18 protein-coding genes are annotated in these 17035 nt (G+C 70.7%); 11 read left to right on the forward strand and 7 right to left on the reverse strand.

Annotation, left to right across the window (positions count from 1 at the left end):
- The first annotated feature begins 242 nt into the window (after positions 1–242).
- From AB0C16_RS06075 to AB0C16_RS06085, 3 genes are read left to right on the forward strand one after another with little or no spacing between them, the layout of a single operon-like run.
- Positions 243–2297, forward strand: a complete 2055-nt coding sequence (locus AB0C16_RS06075; protein ID WP_357679391.1) for a prolyl oligopeptidase family serine peptidase — start codon at positions 243–245, stop codon at positions 2295–2297.
- 8 nt (positions 2298–2305) lie between these two features.
- A complete protein-coding gene (locus AB0C16_RS06080) occupies positions 2306–3097 on the forward strand; it encodes a helix-turn-helix transcriptional regulator (protein ID WP_357679394.1) in 792 nt (263 codons plus the stop codon).
- A 4-nt stretch (positions 3098–3101) separates the two neighbouring features.
- Positions 3102–3452 (forward strand): VOC family protein, encoded by a 351-nt coding sequence (locus AB0C16_RS06085; protein WP_357679396.1) that lies wholly within the window; start codon positions 3102–3104, stop codon positions 3450–3452.
- A 17-nt stretch (positions 3453–3469) separates the two neighbouring features.
- On the opposite strand, the gene purU is transcribed toward AB0C16_RS06085, so the two are convergent.
- Entirely contained in the window at positions 3470–4321 is an 852-nt protein-coding gene (purU, locus tag AB0C16_RS06090; RefSeq protein ID WP_357679399.1) for a formyltetrahydrofolate deformylase, read from the reverse strand.
- Positions 4322–4442: 121 nt separating this feature from the next.
- On the opposite strand from purU, the gene AB0C16_RS06095 reads away from it, so the two are divergent.
- From AB0C16_RS06095 to AB0C16_RS06105, 3 genes are read left to right on the forward strand one after another with little or no spacing between them, the layout of a single operon-like run.
- Positions 4443–5423: an inorganic phosphate transporter gene (locus AB0C16_RS06095; protein ID WP_357679401.1), complete on the forward strand. Its 981-nt coding sequence runs from the start codon at positions 4443–4445 to the stop codon at positions 5421–5423.
- 17 nt (positions 5424–5440) lie between these two features.
- Positions 5441–6073 carry a DUF47 family protein gene (locus AB0C16_RS06100; RefSeq protein ID WP_189127704.1) on the forward strand — a complete coding sequence of 211 codons (633 nt, stop codon included), beginning with the start codon at positions 5441–5443 and terminating at the stop codon, positions 6071–6073.
- Between the two features lie 18 nt (positions 6074–6091).
- On the forward strand, positions 6092–6529 hold the full coding sequence (locus AB0C16_RS06105; protein WP_357679403.1) for an NUDIX domain-containing protein: 438 nt from the start codon (positions 6092–6094) through the stop codon (positions 6527–6529).
- A 133-nt stretch (positions 6530–6662) separates the two neighbouring features.
- On the opposite strand, the gene AB0C16_RS06110 is transcribed toward AB0C16_RS06105, so the two are convergent.
- Positions 6663–7442 carry a hypothetical protein gene (locus AB0C16_RS06110; RefSeq protein ID WP_357679405.1) on the reverse strand — a complete coding sequence of 260 codons (780 nt, stop codon included), beginning with the start codon at positions 7440–7442 and terminating at the stop codon, positions 6663–6665.
- Positions 7443–7458: 16 nt separating this feature from the next.
- Entirely contained in the window at positions 7459–8100 is a 642-nt protein-coding gene (locus tag AB0C16_RS06115) for a helix-turn-helix domain-containing protein (protein WP_357679407.1), read from the reverse strand.
- Between the two features lie 86 nt (positions 8101–8186).
- Between AB0C16_RS06115 and AB0C16_RS06120 the strand changes: the two genes are divergently transcribed.
- The 4 genes from AB0C16_RS06120 (at position 8187) to AB0C16_RS06135 (ending at position 10942) form a co-directional block, all read left to right on the forward strand.
- On the forward strand, positions 8187–9095 hold the full coding sequence (locus AB0C16_RS06120; protein ID WP_357679409.1) for a zinc-binding dehydrogenase: 909 nt from the start codon (positions 8187–8189) through the stop codon (positions 9093–9095).
- Between the two features lie 428 nt (positions 9096–9523).
- Positions 9524–10078, forward strand: a complete 555-nt coding sequence (locus AB0C16_RS06125) for a fasciclin domain-containing protein (protein WP_357679412.1) — start codon at positions 9524–9526, stop codon at positions 10076–10078.
- A 128-nt stretch (positions 10079–10206) separates the two neighbouring features.
- Positions 10207–10362 carry a hypothetical protein gene (locus tag AB0C16_RS06130; protein WP_357679415.1) on the forward strand — a complete coding sequence of 52 codons (156 nt, stop codon included), beginning with the start codon at positions 10207–10209 and terminating at the stop codon, positions 10360–10362.
- Positions 10363–10453: 91 nt separating this feature from the next.
- The gene (locus AB0C16_RS06135; protein WP_357679417.1) at positions 10454–10942 is read left to right on the forward strand and encodes a DUF6328 family protein; all 489 of its coding nucleotides are present in this window, start codon (positions 10454–10456) and stop codon (positions 10940–10942) included.
- Positions 10943–11042: 100 nt separating this feature from the next.
- On the opposite strand, the gene AB0C16_RS06140 is transcribed toward AB0C16_RS06135, so the two are convergent.
- The 4 genes from AB0C16_RS06140 to AB0C16_RS06155 all read right to left on the reverse strand — a co-directional run bounded on the left by AB0C16_RS06140 (position 11043) and on the right by AB0C16_RS06155 (position 16440).
- Positions 11043–12752, reverse strand: a complete 1710-nt coding sequence (locus tag AB0C16_RS06140; RefSeq protein ID WP_357679420.1) for a tetratricopeptide repeat protein — start codon at positions 12750–12752, stop codon at positions 11043–11045.
- A 195-nt stretch (positions 12753–12947) separates the two neighbouring features.
- Positions 12948–14174: a DMT family transporter gene (locus tag AB0C16_RS06145; RefSeq protein WP_357679422.1), complete on the reverse strand. Its 1227-nt coding sequence runs from the start codon at positions 14172–14174 to the stop codon at positions 12948–12950.
- Positions 14175–14431: 257 nt separating this feature from the next.
- A complete protein-coding gene (locus tag AB0C16_RS06150; RefSeq protein ID WP_357679425.1) occupies positions 14432–14920 on the reverse strand; it encodes a GNAT family N-acetyltransferase in 489 nt (162 codons plus the stop codon).
- Positions 14917–16440, reverse strand: coding sequence for an XRE family transcriptional regulator (locus tag AB0C16_RS06155; protein WP_357679427.1), 1524 nt, complete (start codon positions 16438–16440; stop codon positions 14917–14919). The genes AB0C16_RS06150 and AB0C16_RS06155 overlap by 4 nt, the downstream gene beginning before the upstream one ends.
- Before the next feature lie 304 nt (positions 16441–16744).
- On the opposite strand from AB0C16_RS06155, the gene AB0C16_RS06160 reads away from it, so the two are divergent.
- Complete coding sequence (locus AB0C16_RS06160) at positions 16745–17029, forward strand: hypothetical protein (protein ID WP_357679429.1); 285 nt, start codon at positions 16745–16747, stop codon at positions 17027–17029.
- The last annotated feature ends 6 nt before the right edge of the window (positions 17030–17035 follow it).

The raw sequence follows: 17035 nt of genomic DNA on the forward strand, positions 1-17035 counted from the left end.
GCCGCGGCATGTCCCGGCTGTCGGCCCCTCCTGGGGCATGGACGCTTCCGTCACGTGGACCTCCGCCGGACGGTCCAGCGGATGGACACCACGGCACCGTCCTTCTCACCAAGTCTGGCGTTTCCAGCGTGGTCCCCGCCACCCCATAACCTCCAGCCGGAATGACCAGAGGGACGCACGATACGTTTTATGCCCCTATCACCCAGGCTTTACGCGTGTCCGCTGCCAGTAGGGTTCGGGACATGACCCGAGAGCCTTACCCGACCGCACGCCGCGAGGAAACCGTCGAGCTCCTGCACGAGACCCCCGTGCCAGACCCCTACCGGTGGCTGGAGGATCCCGACAGCCCCGAGACGAAGGGGTGGCTGCTCGCGCAGGCCGACCTGTTCCGGCGGGAGAACGGCCCGCAGCGGTTCAAGCAGCGCATCGGCGAGTTGCTCAAGTCGGGCTCGGTGGGTCCCCCGGCCTGGCGCGGCGAACGTCACTTCTTCAGCCGCCGCACTCCGGAGCAGGAGCACGCCGTCTTCTACGTCGTCGATCCCGACGGCGCCGAGCGGGCGCTGATCGACCCGATGGCGATCGACCCGTCGGGCCTGACCACGCTCGACGCCGTGCAGCCCGACAAGGAGGGCAGGCTGCTGGCCTACCAGCTCTCGGTGGGCGGCGACGAGGAGTCGATCCTCTACATCATGGACGTGGCCACCGGGGTCCGGGTCGAGGGGCCGATCGACCGCTGCCGCTACTCCCCCATCGCGTGGCTGCCCGGCGGCGAGGCGTTCTACTACGTGCGCCGGCTGCCCCGCACCGAGGTGCCGGAGAACGAGGCGCAGTTCCACCGCCGCGTCTACCTGCACCGGGTCGGCACGTCCACCGAGGACGACGTGATGATCTTCGGTGACGGCCTGAAGATGACCAACTACTACGGCGTCTCGGTGTCGCGTGACGGCCGCTGGCTGCAGGTCTCCGCCAGCGAGGGCACGGCTCCGCGCAACGACCTGTGGGTGGCCGACCTGGAGGCGTCGCCGGCCGAGAGTCCCGAGCTGCGGGTCGTGCAGGAGGGCGTCGACGCCCAGACCGGGCTCGTGTTCGGCCGCGACGGCAGGCTCTACGTCCACACCGACCGCGACGCGTCGCGGGCCCGGGTCTGCGTCACCGACCCGGCGACGCCCGGCTTCGACACCTGGCGCGACCTGATCCCCGAGGACCCCGAGGCGGTGCTGTCCGACTTCGCCATCCTCGACGACCTGGAGCGGCCGGTCATGCTGGTCGGCTGGACCCGCCACGCCATCAGCGAGATCACCGTCCACGACCTGGCCACCGGCGAGCGGATCGGCGAGGTGCCCACGCCCGGCCTGGGCACCATCGGCGGCATCTCCGAGCGGCCCGAAGGCGGCCACGAGGCGTGGTTCGGCTACACCGACAACGTCACGCCGCCGACGATCCAGCGCTACGACGCGCGAACGGGCGAGACCACGCTCTGGGCCGCCTCGCCGGGCGCCGTCGACGTGCCCGAGGTGCGCACCTCGCAGGTCGTCTACCGGTCCAAGGACGGCACTCCGGTGCGCATGCTGGTGATCGCGCCCGTCGACGCCGAAGGCCCGCGGCCCGCCATCCTGTACGGCTACGGCGGTTTCGGCCTGTCGATGACCCCTGGCTACTCCGCGTCGATCCTGGCCTGGGTGGAGGCGGGCGGCGTCTACGCGATCGCCAACCTGCGCGGCGGCGGCGAGGAGGGCGAGGACTGGCACCGGGCGGGCATGCTGGCGCACAAGCAGAACGTCTTCGACGACTTCCACGCCGCGGCCGAGCACCTCATCGAGACCGGCGTCACCACGCCCGCGCAACTGGGCATCTCCGGCGGTTCCAACGGCGGCCTGCTCGTGGGCGCGGCTCTGACGCAGCGCCCGGAGCTCTACGCCGCCGTCGTCTGCTCGGCGCCGCTGCTCGACATGATCAGGTTCGAGCTGTTCGGGCTGGGCGCCACCTGGAACGTCGAGTACGGCTCCGCCGCCAACCCCGAGCAGTTCGGCTGGCTGCGGGCCTACTCCCCCTACCACCACGTCCGCGAGGGAGTGTCCTACCCCGCGACGCTCTTCACCGTCTTCCAGTCCGACACCCGCGTGCACCCGCTGCACGCGTGGAAGATGTGCGCGGCGCTGCAGCACGCCTCCGCGTCCGACCGGCCGATCCTGCTGCGCAACGAGACGGAGGTGGGCCACGGCGCCCGCTCGGTGAGCCGCACGGTCGACCTGTCGGCCGACACTCTCACCTTCCTGGCCAGGCACACCGGCCTATAGTCCAGGACATGAGCACGCTGGGGCTGGCCATGGTCGAGGCCACCCCCAGCCCTGCCCTGCGGCCCTACGTCACCCGGCTGACCGCCTACCACGAGCACTACGAGCGGCCGGTGACCCGGAGCGAGGCGGCCATGCCGGGCGCGGTGCTCATCCTGGGATTCGGCGCGCCGACCGAGGTGGACGGCCGGCCGGTCACGTCGTTCGCCGGCGGGCTCGGCGACCGCTTCACGCTGACCCGTACGAGCGAGCCGGCCGAGGGCGTGCAGGTGTTCCTCACGCCGTTCGGGGCGCGGCGGCTGTACGACCTGCCGATGCGGCACCTGACCAACGTGGTGGTGCCGGTCGAGGACGTGCTGGGCCCGTGGGCCCGCGCCGCCGTCGCCCGCCTGGCCGAGACGCCGTCGTGGACGGACCGGCTGGCGCTGGCCGATCGGCTGCTGGCCCGGCGGATCCTGACGGGTCCGGAGCTCGGCCCCGAGGTGCCGTGGGCCTGGGCGCGGCTGCTCGGCTCCGGCGGCGCCCTGAGGGTGTCGCGGCTGGCCGACTCGCTCGGCTGGAGCCACCGCCACCTCGTCGCCCGCTTCCACGACCAGGTCGGGCTGACGCCCAAGGCCGCGGCCAGGGTGATCCGGTTCGAGCGGGCGGCCCGCCTGGTGCGGGCGGGAACTCCGATCGCCGAGGTGGCCGCCTCGTGCGGCTTCTACGACCAGGCGCACCTGAACCGCGAGTTCAGGGCGCTGGGCGACCTGACGCCCGGTCAGATTCGTCCAAGACCCGGCAAGCCGCCGCGCGCAGACTGAGGTCATGCAGCGAACCGTCTACGCGCTCGTCCGCTATCAGGACTGCCCGGCCGCGCTCGACTTCCTGACCTCGGCGTTCGGCTTCCGGGCGCACGAGGTGTCGAAGAACGACCAGGGCGTCGTCAACCACGCCGAGCTCCTCGTCGAGAACGACATGATCATGATCGGGGAGGGCGCCCCCGGCGGGCCCGGCGTCTACATCGCCGTAGCCGACCCCGACGCGCACCTGGCCCGGGCCAAGGCCGCGGGGGCCGAGATCACCATGGGTCTCGTCGACCAGCCCTACGGGTCACGGGAGTACGCCTGCAAGGATCCCTTCGGCAACGTCTGGTACTTCGGGACGTACCGGCCCTGAGGGCGGGCCGCCCGACCTCAGCGAGGGAAGACGACGGTCTTGTGGCCGTCGAGCAGCACCCGCTGCTCGCAGTGCCACCTGACCGCCCGGGCCAGCGCCACGCACTCCACGTCGCGCCCGATGGCCGCGAGGTCGTCGGGCGAGTGGCTGTGGTTGACGCGGGCCACCTCCTGCTCGATGATCGGCCCCTCGTCCAGGTGGGACGTGACGTAGTGGGCGGTCGCCCCGATCAGCTTGACGCCCCGGTTGTGGGCCTGGTGGTAGGGCTTGGCCCCCTTGAACGACGGCAGGAACGAGTGGTGGATGTTGATCGCCCTGCCCGCCAGCTTCGCGCAGAGGTCCTCAGACAGCACCTGCATGTAGCGGGCCAGCACCACCAGATCGACCTGATAGTGCTCGACCAGCGCCAGCACCTCGGCCTCCTGCCTGCCCTTGGTCTCGGGGGTGATCGGCAGGTGGTGGTAGTCGATGCCGTACGACTGCGTGAGCGGACGCAGGTCGGGGTGGTTGGAGGCGACGCCGGCGATCTCGATGTCGAGGCTCCCGGAGCGCACCCGGTAGAGCAGGTCGTTGAGGCAGTGGTCGAACTTGCTCACCATGATCAGCACCCGTGGCTTCCTGGCCACGTCGCGCAGCTCGAACTCCATGCCGAACTCCGGCGCGAGCGCGGCGAACGCCGCCCGGAGCTCGTCCTCCGACAGCGGGGACGCGAACTGCACCCGCATGAAGAACCGCTGCTCGACCCGGTCTCCGAACTGCTGACTCTCGATGATGTTGCCGCCGTGCCCGGCGAGCAGCCCGGAGACGGCGGCCACCACACCCGGCCGGTCGGGACAGGACAGGGTCAGGACGTACTCGGCTGAGGTCATGGTTCACTCTCACGGACATGGATCGGAGGGGCGTCGCCCGAGCTGATCCGGGCAGGTTACCTGGCGTCGCCACCGGGCCGCCGGTGAGTACGAGATTACCCGTCACCCAGGTGACTCTGGCGTGGGCCATGATGGGATGGCCGGTCAGGGAGAGGGGGAGCAGGCGCCATTGGACCTCGCCATACTCGTCGCGGTCGCCTCGCTGTTCGCGTTCGTGTCGGGCATGAACGACGGCGGCGCGCTGCTCGCGACCGGGCTCAAGCTCCCCACGGTACGTCCGATGACCGGCATCGCCACGCTGGTCGTGATGGTGGCGCTGATGCCTCTGGTCACCCACGCGGTGGCGCTGACGTTCGTCACCAGGCTGGCCACGTTCGAGGGGCCGGGCGGCAAGACGGCGATGACGGTCGCGGTGCTCTCCTCCCTGGTCGTGGTGACGGCGCTGAGCGCCAGGGGCCGTCCGACCAGCCTCACGCTGGCCATCGTGGGCGGGCTCACCGGGGCCGGGCTGGGCTGGGGGCTGCCCGTGTCCGGCGGCTCCGTCGTGCTGGTGCTGGCCTTCGGGCTGGCCGCGCCCTTCGTCGGCGGGCTGCTGGCCTGGGGGATGACGCGGCTGCTGGTCCAGCTGACCTCGGCCCGCGGGCTGGGGCGCTGGCACTGGGCGGGCTTCCTGCTGCAGACCGTGGCCTACGCCGCCAACGACGGGCAGAAGATGCTGGCCGTCTTCATGATCGCGCTGGGCTTCACCAACGCGCCGCTGCCGTACACGTCGCTGGTGGCGGTCCTGTTCGGCATCGGCACCCTGTACGGCCTGCCCAAGGCGGGCCGCACGCTGAGCCGGGAGATCATCGTCTCCCGTCCCCTCCACGGCGTGGCGGCCGAGCTGGCCTCGGGCGTCGCGGTGATCGGCTGCGCCGTGATCGGCATGCCGGTGAGCATGACCCAGGCCGTCGCCGGCGGCCTGATCGGGGCCGGCGTGGCCCAGGGAGGCGGCCGGGTCCGCTGGTACGCCGCCGTGAAGATCGTCGTAGCCTGGTTGCTGACGCTCCCAGCGAGCGCCCTGCTGGCCGGTGTCGTGGCCTTCATCCTGGCCAGGACATGAGCCGCGAAAGGAGGCCGATGAAGCGACTTCGGCGCATCCGCGACCTGATGACCGGACGCATGGACAGCGCGCTGACCGAGGCCCTGCTGGGGCAGCTCGAAGCCACCAAGGAGGGCGCCTGGCTGGCCATGGCCATGATCGGCGGCGAGGTCGGCCGGACGGGCGCGCACGAGCAGATGCGCGCGATCGAGCACCTCGGCGACGAGGAGCGCCGCCGCCTGGTCGAGGAGCTGCGCACCGCCCTCGTCACCCCCATCGACCGCGAGGACCTCTTCCGGCTGTCACGCTCGATCGACGACGTGCTCGACTCGCTGCGCGACTTCGTCCGCGAGTCCCACCTCTACCGGGTCCCCGACCAGATCCGCTTCACCCCGCTCCTCGACCAGGTCATCACCGGCATCGACGCGCTGGAGAACGCCGTGCGCGACTTCGCCTCCCGCCCTTCGGCCGTGGTGCACGACGCCCTGGAGGCGAAGAAGACGGGCGGCGCGATCAGGCGGATGTACCAGTACGAGATCTCCCGCATCTTCTCCGGCGAGCTGACGGCCGACGCGATGAAGGAACGCGAGCTGGTGCGGCGGCTGGAGATCGTCGGCATGGCCATCGGCGAGGCGGCCGACGCCATCGCCGACGGCGCCATGAAACGCTGAGCCTACGGAGGGTGACCGGTGGAGGGTGTCGATCGGCGGGCGGCGCGGGTGGTGTGCCTCGACGGGCAGGGCAGGGTGCTGCTGATGCACTGGCATGACCGGGTGAGCGGGAAGGCGATCTGGGAGCCGCCGGGTGGCGGGCTCGAGCCGGGCGAGACGCCGCTGGAGGCGGCCAGGCGAGAGCTGACCGAGGAGACCGGGCTGCCCGGCTCGGTCGTGGAGGATGTCTGGGTCGAGGTCCAGCGCGACTTCCGGTGGCTCGGCGTGAGATATGTGACGACGGAGCCGTTCTTTCTGGCGCGTTTCGACGAGGCCGGGCCGGAGGTCGACCCGGGCGCGCTGACGCCGGAGGAGAGCGAGGCCTATCTCGGCTACGCCTGGCTGGAGAGCATGCCGGACGGGGTCGAGCCGCCCGAGCTGGCCGAGGTGGTGGCCAAACTCACCGGCCGCCGCTGACCTGCACGCTGACCTGCACGCCGGCCTGCACGGTGGCCTGCACGGTGGCCTGCACGGTGGCCTGCACGCCGGCCTGCACGCCGGCCTGGACCCTGGCCTGCGTGGCCGCCGTCGATGGCTCGCCGTCGGCCCGTCATGGCGCCCGGTGGCCCAGCTCGGCCAAGGTGGTGGCCATCAGCCGGCGCAGCAGGGGCCCCGCGACCTTCTCGTGCTCGGCCTCGACCGGCAGCCCCTCACCGACTCTGGCCTGGTAGATCTCGCGCTCGCGCTCGTCGGTGTAGGGCTGGGCGGTCATGCCCACCACGACCGTGGCCCGGGTGCCGCCCCTCGGCAGGACGGCCACGGCATGCGTGCGCAGGCAACTCTCGTCAGGGGCGCCGTACCAGCCGCACTTGATCCCGGCCTCGGGCGCGTGCAGAGCCTCGCGCGTGCCGTAGGCCTGCGTGCCCTCGACCTGACGCATCCAGTCCAGCACCGTCGCCGCCACCGGGTCGCCCGCGACGGCCGCCTGGGCGAGCGCGGCGTAGGCGGTGGCGACCTCGTCGGCGGCCACCTCGACGGAGCCGAACCTCGACGGGTCGCCGTTGGGCGGGGTCCACACGATGCCGGTGCGCTGGTAGAGGTCGTCGAGGATGACGCGGGGGCCCACGGCGAGCCACAGGTTGAGCGTGTCGGTGTTGGAGGAGACCACGACCGCGGGCTCGGCGTGCCGCCGCCAGCGCTCGTCGTCGGGGATGTGGCCGGCCGTCACCCACGCGTACAGGGGTTTGAGCAGCGAGGCGCAGCGCAGCCGGGCCAGGCCGGATTTGACGCTCATGGAACGCGCGGGGGGCCCGCCGTAGCCGCGGCTGATGCCCGCGGCCTGGGCGCTGGCTCCCTGCTGGAGATCGTGTAGCAGCTCGTCGAAACCCACGCGTCCAACCGTAGTCCTACGGGGTGGTCCGCCAACGGCCTTCGTACCAGTCGACGCCCGGCGGGTCTCCGGGCAGCGGGGTGACGCCGGGGGCACGCAGGCCGTCGAGGGTGATGGCCAGCAGGCGCCGCTTGACGTGCCGGTGCTGCTCGCTGGGCGGGCCGGGGGCGGGGCGGCTGAACTGCTCCATGAGCAGGGAGATGTCCAGCGCGGTCACGTCGTCTCTGAGGACACCGGCCTCGCGGGCCCGGGTGACGAGCCGGTCGGCCAGCTCGATGGCCCGGCGGGCGGTGGTCCCCATCTCCTCGGTGACCTCGATGGTGCCGGCGACGGGGGCGAGCGCGCCCGATCCGAATCCCACACAGGTGCGTACGTAGTGCGCCAGCCCTTCCCACGGGTCGGCGAAGGCCAGGCCGTCCTCGGCCGCCGTGACGGCGCGCTCCATGGCGATGAGGCAGAGGCGCTGGAGCAGCTCCTCCTTGGTGCGATAGCGGCGGTAGAGGCTGCCCATGCCGACGCCGGCCCGCTTGGCGATGGCCGACACGGGCGCGTCGAAGCCCTGCGTGGTGAACACCTCGTGGGCGGCCTCCAGCAGCCTGAGGTCGTTTCTGGCGGCCTCGGCCCGCCTGCCGCGCCCGCCCGTGCCCGCCGTGCTCATGGGAACAGGATAGCCGCGTTGCGGAGCGGAGCGCTCCGATATAGATTCCTACCGGAGCAGAGCGCTCCGGTTAAGGAGGGTGCGTCGTGCGCGCGGTGGTGTTGAGGAAATACGGAGGACCCGAGGCGCTGGTCGTCGAGGAGGTGCCCGATCCGGTCCCGGGGCCGGGACAGGTGCTGGTCGAGGTGGAGGTGGCGGGCATCACGTTCGTCGAGACGCAGTTGCGGGCCGACCGTGGTCCGCGCCGCGTCGAGTTGCCGGTGATCCTGGGCAACGGGGTCGCGGGCGTCGTGCCGGCCACCGGGGCGCGGGTGGTGAGCACGCTGGGAGGCTCGGGCGGCTACGCGGAGCTCGCGGTGGCCGACGCGGGCGACCTGATCCCGGTGCCCGAGGGGTTGTCGGCGCAGGACGCGGTGGCGCTGCTGGCCGACGGGCGCACCGCCGTCGGCCTCATGCGCGCCGCCGCGCCCCGGCCCGGCGAGTGGGTGCTGGTCGAGGCGGCCGGCGGCGGGGTGGGCGGCCTGCTCGTCCAGCTCGCCGCCGCCGCGGGGGCGCGCGTGGTGGGCGCGGCGAGCAGTCCCGCGAAACGCCGCCTGGCCGAGGAGCTGGGGGCCGAGCTGACCGTCGACTACACCGACCCCGCCTGGGCGGACCGGATACGTGCCGCGACCGGGGAGCTCGACGTGGTGTTCGACGGTGTGGGCGGCGAGATCGGCGCGGCGGCGCAGGGCCTGCTGCGCGACGGGGGGCGGTTGAGCGTGTACGGCATGGCGGGCGGTCCGATGACGACGCCCGATCCCCGGGTGACCGCGGTGACCTGGCCACCGGCCGATCACCGCGAGCTGGCCCGGGAGGCGCTGGCCGCGGCCGCCGAGGGTCGCCTGCGGCCCACGATCGGCCTCACCCTGCCGCTGGAGTCGGCCGCCGAGGCGCACGCCGCGATCGAGGCGCGTGCGGTCACCGGCAAGACCCTGCTCCTCCCCGGGTCGCGCTAGCCCGCCCCGGCATCGATCCCACTCCGTAAACCGGTTGCCCGGATTGCGTTACTCGGCCGCCCGTCGCCTCCGCCGAGCGCACCTGGCCGAGCGCCTCGCGGTCCTGCCGCCAGTGGCCGCCGTCCACCGCCTCGCGCAGCTCGGGCAGCCCGGTGACTCCATCGGACCGGCCCGCGTGTCAAGGCGGCCACCCGCGAACGCTCCACGGCCCGGATGCGCGCAAGATCTTGTAGTTCTTGATGTGGGCGAAGACATGTTGTGGCTTTCTTAGGCGAACGGTGACACCCACCTTCCGCCAAGCCGCCGAAACTGAAGATTGAGATCCGCGGCGCGCGTCCGGCACGCCTCACGGCATGGCGGGTTCGCGCCACAACACTCGAACCGGGGTGATCAGCATGGCGTCAGTGCTTGTCGTGACAGCGTTGGCGATGACCGCCACCATCGGTACCATCGGCGCACCATCACACATCACACCATCACCGCAGACAACCACATCGACGACGTCACCGACACCGACCTCTGGTGCCGGGCCGGTCGGGCCCGGCTGCGCCTCGGTCGAAAAGAGCCTGCCGAGCATCGCGGACAAGCCAGTCGGCACCGCCCTGTCCGAGATCCCCGAGCTGTCCACGCTCTCGCAAGCGGTCAAGAAGGCCGGGCTGGAGGAGAAGCTCAACTCCGCCAAGGCCATCACGCTCTTCGCGCCGGACAACCAGGCCCTTCAGGCGATCCCGGCTGACACCCGAGACAAGCTCATGGCCGACAAGGAGAAACTGGTCAAGATCCTCTCCTATCACGTGGTGGAGGGCAAGAAGACTCCTGCCGAGCTGACGGGGGCCACTCTCAAAACCCTGCAAGGCGGTGAGCTGACCGTGAAGGGCTCCGGCGAGAAGCTCATGATCAACAATGCCAACGTCGTCTGCGGTGGCGTGCCAACCCGCAACGCCATGGTCTACATCATCGACAAGGTGCTCATGCCCAGCTGACAGCCGGTCGCGCGGTGGAGAGCACGACCATCAGACGCGGCGGTCACCGCCTCCGTGCTCTCCATCGGCCGCGACCGGTGCCACGAGACGAGACGTCGAAGGGGACGGGGCCGGAAGGAGACAGGCCCATGCGGTTCTCCAGGGCAGGCCTCGGCATCGCCGGCCCGGCCGTCTACACGCACCTGCCCCACTACGGCCCCACCGCGGCTGTCATCGGCACGTGTGTGCTGGTGACGGTCTTCGTCATCCTTCTGATAGCCATCTCACGTTCCGGACGGAGGTGAAAAGGCAGGAGCCGACGCACTTCGCGTCAGCTCGTCTTAGCCGATCGGCCGCAGCACGAGGAACGGCCGTGCAGGAGAGCGAGGGAGCCGGATGTCGCTTCCTGAGCGCGAGCCGGAGGAGAGCCGCAAGGCCCAGGTCGACCGCGAACTCGGCGAACTCCTGCAGGAACTGCGCGTCGCGGTGACCGGGGTGCAGGTACTGTTCGCGTTTTTGCTCGCCGTCCCCTTCCAGGTGGGGTTCGACAGGCTGGACACCGTCGGGCGGTCGCTCTACTTCGTCGCACTGGTGGGCTCGGCCGCCGCGTCCGTCTGCTTCATCACGCCCGCCGTGCAGCATCGGCTGCTGTTCCGCACCCGGTTCAAGGAGAGGATGCTGAAGCGAGGCGGCCGACTGGCGATCGCGGGTTCGGCCTCTCTCGCCGTGGCGATCAGCAGCTCGGTGGCGCTGGTGACGGAGTTCGTCCTGAGCGAGCCACTGGTCGCCCTGGTCGCTGTCGGCGTGGCGGGGGCCGTGACCTGGTTGTGGTGGATCCAGGCGATCGTCGACCTCCGCGGTCAGCCGCCGCACGACCTCTCCTGAGAGGGGTGGACATCGTGGACCGGCCCGGCGACGTCTCCAGAGCTGCCGCGTGTCAAGGCGGCCGCGTGTCAAGGCGGCCGCGTGTCAAGGCGGCCGCGTGTCAAGGCGGCCGCGATGCCCGCTCCTCGTCGGCGTCCGCCTCCGCCGTCCGGCCGAGCGCGCGCAGGGCGACCGCGCGGTTGGCGTACAGGTCCGGCAGCGGTTCGAGGCCGATGGCCTGTGACAGGTCCTGCAGCGCGCCTTCCGGATCCCCTGCCGCGAACCTCAGCACTCCCCGGCTCCCCCAGGCCGCCGCCATCGACGGAGCCGCCTCGACCGCCCGGTCGAGCATCCGGCGAGCCTCCTCCAACCGCCCGGCCGTGGTCTCCAGCTGGCCGAGCACCACCAGCAAGTGAGGGTCGCCGGGAGCCAGCGCGAGGCCGGCCGTCACATCGGCCCTGGCCTCCTCGTCGCGGTCCAGCCCGGCCAGCAGCCCGGCCCGGTTGACGATGGCGTCCAGGTAACGCGGGTCGAGCTCGATCACCCTGTCCAGGTCGGCCAGGGCGCCCTCGACGTCACCGCGGAGAATCCGCAGCTCGGCCCGGTTGTAGTGGGCCTCGGGCAGTGGCGGGCCGGCCCGCATGGCGCTCTCGTAGTCGGCCAGCGCCTCATCGTGCCGGCCGAGCTCGACCAGCAGGTTGCCCCGCTCCAGGTAGTGGTCGGGGAACACCGGGTCGATCGCGATCGCCGCCGCGTAGTCCTCCAGCGCCTCCTTGGCGCGCCCGAACCCCGCGAGCAGCCGGGCGCGGTTGGCCAGCAGCACCATCCGGTGCACGGGATGACGCTCCCCCAGCTCGCGGGCCAGCTCCAGGGCCGACTCCACCAGCGCGAGCGCGGCCGACCGGCGCCCCTCCCGCAGCTCGATCAGCGCCAGCCCGTTGCGGTCGAAGCCCAGCTTGAACGCCCGCTCCGCGGGGTCGGGCAGCAGCCCGGAGATCGCGATCGCCTCGTTGATCCAGCCTCGGGCCGCGGTGAGGTCACGCCGCGCGGGGTCGGGGTGGCGGGCTTCGAGCATCGCCATGCCGTACGCGGCGGCGGCGTGCATGCCCGGATCCTGGCTCGACCCGCGTACCGACGCCCACACCTCGCGGGCCTCGCCGGTGCGCCCGAGCCCGCCCAGCGCGGTCGCGGTGCGCTGGGCGAAGCGCCACCACGGCGTGCCGCCCGGCTCGGTGCGCGCCAGCCCGCGCCTGCCCAGCTCGACCACCGCGTGCAGGAAACCCTCCCGCACGCACCGGTCGACGATCTCCCACAGCTGCCCGGCGTCGCGTGAGTCCTCGGGAGGTTCCGGCCCGTCGGGCTGGACCACGATGGTCAGCTGGCGTGATGGGATCCTGCGCGCCATCACCTCCAGCAGCTCGGTGTCCGTCGGGTCGGCCTGGTCGCCGTTGCACACCACCAGCGTCCTGCCGGGCGGCACCACGGCACGCACGAAGTCCGTGACCCCGTTGGCCAGCCGCAGCGTGCGGCGGGGTGCGGGCACCAGGATGCGCTCGTCGTCGGGCAGGCCCGCGTCGATGGCGATCCGCCGGGCGGCCACCCGATCTCCCAGGCCGGGCGCGACCGCGCGGATCTCGATGTCGTGAGCCGCCACCTCGCCAGGGGAACGTTCCAGAGCTCCGGGAACCAGATGGTGCAGCAACGCCGAGCCGACCGTGTAGGGGCCGTGCGGTCGCCGGTGCCCGTCGATCATCGGCATCAGCAGCCGCACGGCCCCGGTTCGGGCGTTGGGCACGCCCTGAGCCTCGAGGTGGGACCTGTCCTCGGTCACCCCTTGTGTATGACGCTGGAGGTCCCGGTGAGCTTCGCAGTGCCTGGCTTACGTACGACGATCCGCTTCATGGCGTGCCTCCACATGGGGTTATTCCACCATTATTCGGACACTTCAACGCTTATCAAGTTTTGGGACTAATAAGTGCGATGTTAATTGCCAAAAAGCGCCTGCTATGTAGCAGGCGCGAACGACCTATCTGGCACGAAACCAGCAGGGCTTCGCCGCCATTCTGGCCTGCTCGGATTCCTCCATGAGCTCGCAGAGACATCGTCCCAGCAGGGTGACCGACTGGCAGCAGCCAGGCCCGGACACGTTTCGCGCGCGGACGATAAGAGTGGCCCGTTCGATCAGCCTCTCCAGGCTGGGCTCTCTGCTGCCCTTGCCCGAATGCCCGTCCCACCGGCACGCCTGGTCTCTCGCGCAGGCGCTCTTCGCGATGAACGGAACGGGTTCGGCGCCCAGCTTCAACGGATCGTTCCGTTTGATCTTCAGGTCGGCCAGCCGCTGCGAGGCCTGCCGGGACACGGCCAGCAGCTCGCGGTCACGTGAGGCCTCGGGCCTGACCCGTGGCGGGGCGTTGACGGAGGGCACGGCCAGCAGCATCGCGGCGGCCAGCAGCGCGCCGCCCACGATCATGCTCCAGCTCAGCGGCTCGTCGAACCAGACGACCGCGATGAGCGTCACCCAGAGCGGCTGCGACGACATCAGCACCGCACTGGGCACGGCCGACAGGTACGCCTGGGCGTACGAGCGCGCCAGGAACCCCAGCGCGCACGACACGACCGACAGGTGCGCCAGGATCGCCCAGTCGGACACCGTGGCCGGCAGGTCGAAGCCGTCGCGGGCGGCGAAGACGCCGTTCATGACGCCGATGGTGGCCAGTTGGATCACGGTGAGCGCGTACGCGTTGAAGGCCTTGCCCGTGCGCGAGAACCACGCGAGCAGCAGTGTGTGCCCGGCGTAGAGCGCCGCCGCGCAGAGCGTCATCCCGAGCGCCAGCAGCGAGATCTCCTGCTCACCGACCCCGCGCAGCAGCGTGAACACGGTCATGCCGGCCAGCGCCAGCCCGACCCCCACCCAGACCCGTCGCAGTATCCGGGTCTGGAACAGGGCCAGCGCCAGCAGCGGCGTGATCACCACGCTGCACCCGACGGCGAACCCCGACACGGCCGAGGGCAGGCTGTCCAGCGCGACCGCCTGGGCCGTCTGCCCGACACCGAACACGACGCCGAGGAGCACCCCGATGCCCCAGGTGCGCCGTGACAGCCCCCGAAGGCACCTGGGCCGGAGCGCGAGCAGCGTCAGCGCCGCGATCATGTAGCGCTCGGCCAACAGGTCCTCGACCGGTAAGCGGAGGATGAGATCTTTCATCAGCGGGAACGCCGACCCCCAAGCGGCGCTGACGAACAACAGAAGCACGGCTCCCAGGAGGGGTCGGGGAGCGGGCACGACTGCCATGGCCGAAGCATCTCACTACAAAACGCAGCCATGGATGTACAGCCAGCAGCCGGTGATGTTCCTCTACCACCCGGAGGTAAGTGCCTCACCCACAGGTTCGTACATCCTTATCCGCTGCCGAAGTCGAACCGGCCATTCCGCCACACGCCTGCCATTTCTTCGTTTTCCGCAGGTTAGGCGTGCGAGTGCGGACATGCGCCTTCAACGGGACAGGAGCGTCAGCGTTCGATCGCCGCCGCGGGCACCAGCCGCTTCTCCAGATAGACCACCACGTTGTCGCCAACGGGGCACCGGGAGATCTCCCGCCAGCCGTACCGCTCGTAGAGCACCAGGGCGGCCTCCTGCCGGAGCGTGGTGTCGCCGCGCATGCTCCGGAAGCCGAGCTCCACCGCTCTGCTCTCCATGGCGACCAGCATGGCGGTGCCGAAACCCCGCCTCTGGAACTCCGGATGGACCCGGAGCCGGCACAGCTCGGCCGTCTCGGAGTCGATGGGCTTCAGCCCGACCATGGCCACGACGCGCCCGCCCACCTCGCCGACGAGGAAGTCTCCGCCACAGGCCAGATAGATCTCCTGGATGCGCGGGAAGTCGTCATCGTAGTAGACCCCGTCGCCGGGGGTCAGGCCCACCTCGGCGAGGCTGATCTGGTGCAGGGCGAGGATCGTGTCGAGGTCAGACCAGCGATAGCGCCGGATCTTCGGCTTCATGCACCGCCACGCCCCTCGCCGAGGGCCACGGACGGGCGGAGCTGCGCCTGGAAGGCGGTCAGACCGGGATGGTTTCTGTCACGCGCGAGGATCGACTGCTCCAGCGCGAGCGCCGGGCGCATGATGAAGTCGGTGCGGTATTCGGGGCCGAGCAGGGCCAGCGCCTGGGTGCCGATCTCGAGGGCGTCGGTGAGGTCGCCCTCGATCAACCGGCACTGGGCGCGGTCGAGCCTGATCAGCGTCTGGTCGAGGATGTGGTCCTGGTATTTGTCGAGCGCCTGGTCGAGCACGACCTCGGCCTCCAGGGTCTGGCCCAGCTTGGTCAGCACGTCGCCCTGGTAGAAGTAGAGCTGGCGCTCGGTGTAGCCGAAGGCCATGTCCTCCTGCTCGTTGCTCTTCATGTGGGTGAAGGCGTTGCGGGCCCGCGCGAGTGCGCGTTTGGCCTGGTCGACGACCTCCTTCTTGCTGTCGGTGCCCGACAGCATGGCCAGCGCGCGGGCCTCGACGACCGGGGCCATGGCCTGCGCGGCGCAGGGGGTCTGGCCGGCCAGGTCGCGGCTCTTCTTGGCCAGGTTGAGCGCCTCGCGGGCGTCTCCGTAGTAGAGCGGGACGAGCGCCTCGCGAGCGGTCACCCAGGCGCGCAGGGCGCGGTCGCCGGTCTCGTCGGCGGCGGTGCGGCCGGTGCGGAAGAACGAGCGGGCCAGCCGGTGGTCACCCAGATTGATCATGATCATGCCGCTCAGCCCGGACAGCTGCGCGCTCATGCGGCACAGGCGTTCCTGCAGGTCGATCGGCTGGCGGCAGGACATGGCGTTGCGGACGGCGCTCAGTTCGAGCAGCACGTCGCAGAGCAGCCGCAGGGGCGCGGTGGTGGAGTATTGGCGGCCGAAACTGAGCGTGGCCTCCTCCCACTGGTCGAGCATCGCGGCGGAGACCGTGGCCGAGACGAGCGTGTCGTCCATCCGCCGCCTGATGCCCTCGACCGCGCCGAGGACCGGCCCGTCGAGCTTCGCCTCGGGATTGTTGGCCAGGAGTTGCAGCAACGTGCGCCGCAGGACGTTCTCGTCCTCCTCGTTGTCGCGCCCCGGCTCCTCCCGCGAGGAGGCCAGCAGATCGCGCGCCTGCGCGGATGTCGCGGACCGCTCCTTGACGTCGCCGCCGATCACCCCGGGCATCCGGTGGCCGTGACCGCAGATGCACGGCCCGTCGTAGCCGAGCACCGACGGCTCGACCCGGTAGACGGTGCACAGGTAGTGGAGGTATTCGGGACCCGGTCGCTTCAGCCCGCTCTCGTAGGCCGACAGCAGCGTCTCGCCGATGCCGGGCGGCCCCTTGGAGTCACGCTCGAACAGGGCTCTCACCTGCTCGATGACGTCGGCCAGCGCGATGCCGTAGGAGAGACGGTGACTCTTGATCTTCGTGGTGCCGAACTGCGGGGAGCAGGCTTCGTGGATCTCTTCGGCGATCTGCGCGGCGGTGCGACCCGCGGCCAGGCCCTTGGCCCGAATCCGCCGTGCCATCTCTGTTTCCCTGTGCTGCCTGCCGGACATCCCGGCCCCTCTCACACACGTCCCGACCGGTCCGCTACCGATGACTGAGCGTAGCCTCCAGGTTGCACTGTGACTACCTAAGACTATGAACCAGTGTTGGCAGGAAGAAAACGCCCGCCTGAAGTTTACGGATAAGGATCGTCCTCCGGCGGACTGTTTCTTACATCCCACTAGGGAGATAGCGACTCCCTGTGAGCACAGATGCAGCATTGCGTAGCGGACCGACTTGAGTCATCTTTGGCCCACCAGCAACGATTCAAGGGAGGGACGAAAGGTGGGGGACGACAATTCCGGGCACCTCGAGCGCCTGGTGTCAGAGCTCGGCGCACGCGGGTTGCTCGCACGTGTGGTCCGGACCCAGAGCGGACGGCTGTTCGTACGCGTGATCAATCCCAACGCGACGAGCCTCTCCGAGAACGTCACCTGTCGGCCGACTGCGGTCTCCGACCTCCCGGACTGGTGGTACTGCTGGTCGTGGGGCGAGCGGATGCACACGGCCGATGACCCGGCTGGTGCGGCGACGAAGGTCGCGCGAGTGCTCGCCGCAGTGGGGGAGTGACAGGGC

Source organism: Nonomuraea sp. NPDC048916 (assembly GCF_040649575.1).
Classification (GTDB): Bacteria; Actinomycetota; Actinomycetes; order Streptosporangiales; family Streptosporangiaceae; genus Nonomuraea.

Excerpts from the sequence above, each read along its gene's own strand:
- AB0C16_RS06135 (WP_357679417.1), top strand. The coding sequence starts at position 10,454 with ATGTCGCTTCCTGAGCGCGAGCCGGAGGAGAGCCGCAAGGCCCAGGTC.
- AB0C16_RS06085 (WP_357679396.1), top strand. The coding sequence starts at position 3,102 with ATGCAGCGAACCGTCTACGCGCTCGTCCGCTATCAGGACTGCCCGGCC.
- AB0C16_RS06080 (WP_357679394.1), top strand. The coding sequence starts at position 2,306 with ATGAGCACGCTGGGGCTGGCCATGGTCGAGGCCACCCCCAGCCCTGCC.
- AB0C16_RS06155 (WP_357679427.1), bottom strand. The coding sequence starts at position 16,440 with ATGGCACGGCGGATTCGGGCCAAGGGCCTGGCCGCGGGTCGCACCGCC.
- AB0C16_RS06100 (WP_189127704.1), top strand. The coding sequence starts at position 5,441 with ATGAAGCGACTTCGGCGCATCCGCGACCTGATGACCGGACGCATGGAC.
- AB0C16_RS06125 (WP_357679412.1), top strand. The coding sequence starts at position 9,524 with ATGACCGCCACCATCGGTACCATCGGCGCACCATCACACATCACACCA.
- AB0C16_RS06150 (WP_357679425.1), bottom strand. The coding sequence starts at position 14,920 with ATGAAGCCGAAGATCCGGCGCTATCGCTGGTCTGACCTCGACACGATC.
- AB0C16_RS06075 (WP_357679391.1), top strand. The coding sequence starts at position 243 with ATGACCCGAGAGCCTTACCCGACCGCACGCCGCGAGGAAACCGTCGAG.
- AB0C16_RS06115 (WP_357679407.1), bottom strand. The coding sequence starts at position 8,100 with ATGAGCACGGCGGGCACGGGCGGGCGCGGCAGGCGGGCCGAGGCCGCC.
- purU (WP_357679399.1), bottom strand. The coding sequence starts at position 4,321 with ATGACCTCAGCCGAGTACGTCCTGACCCTGTCCTGTCCCGACCGGCCG.
- AB0C16_RS06130 (WP_357679415.1), top strand. The coding sequence starts at position 10,207 with ATGCGGTTCTCCAGGGCAGGCCTCGGCATCGCCGGCCCGGCCGTCTAC.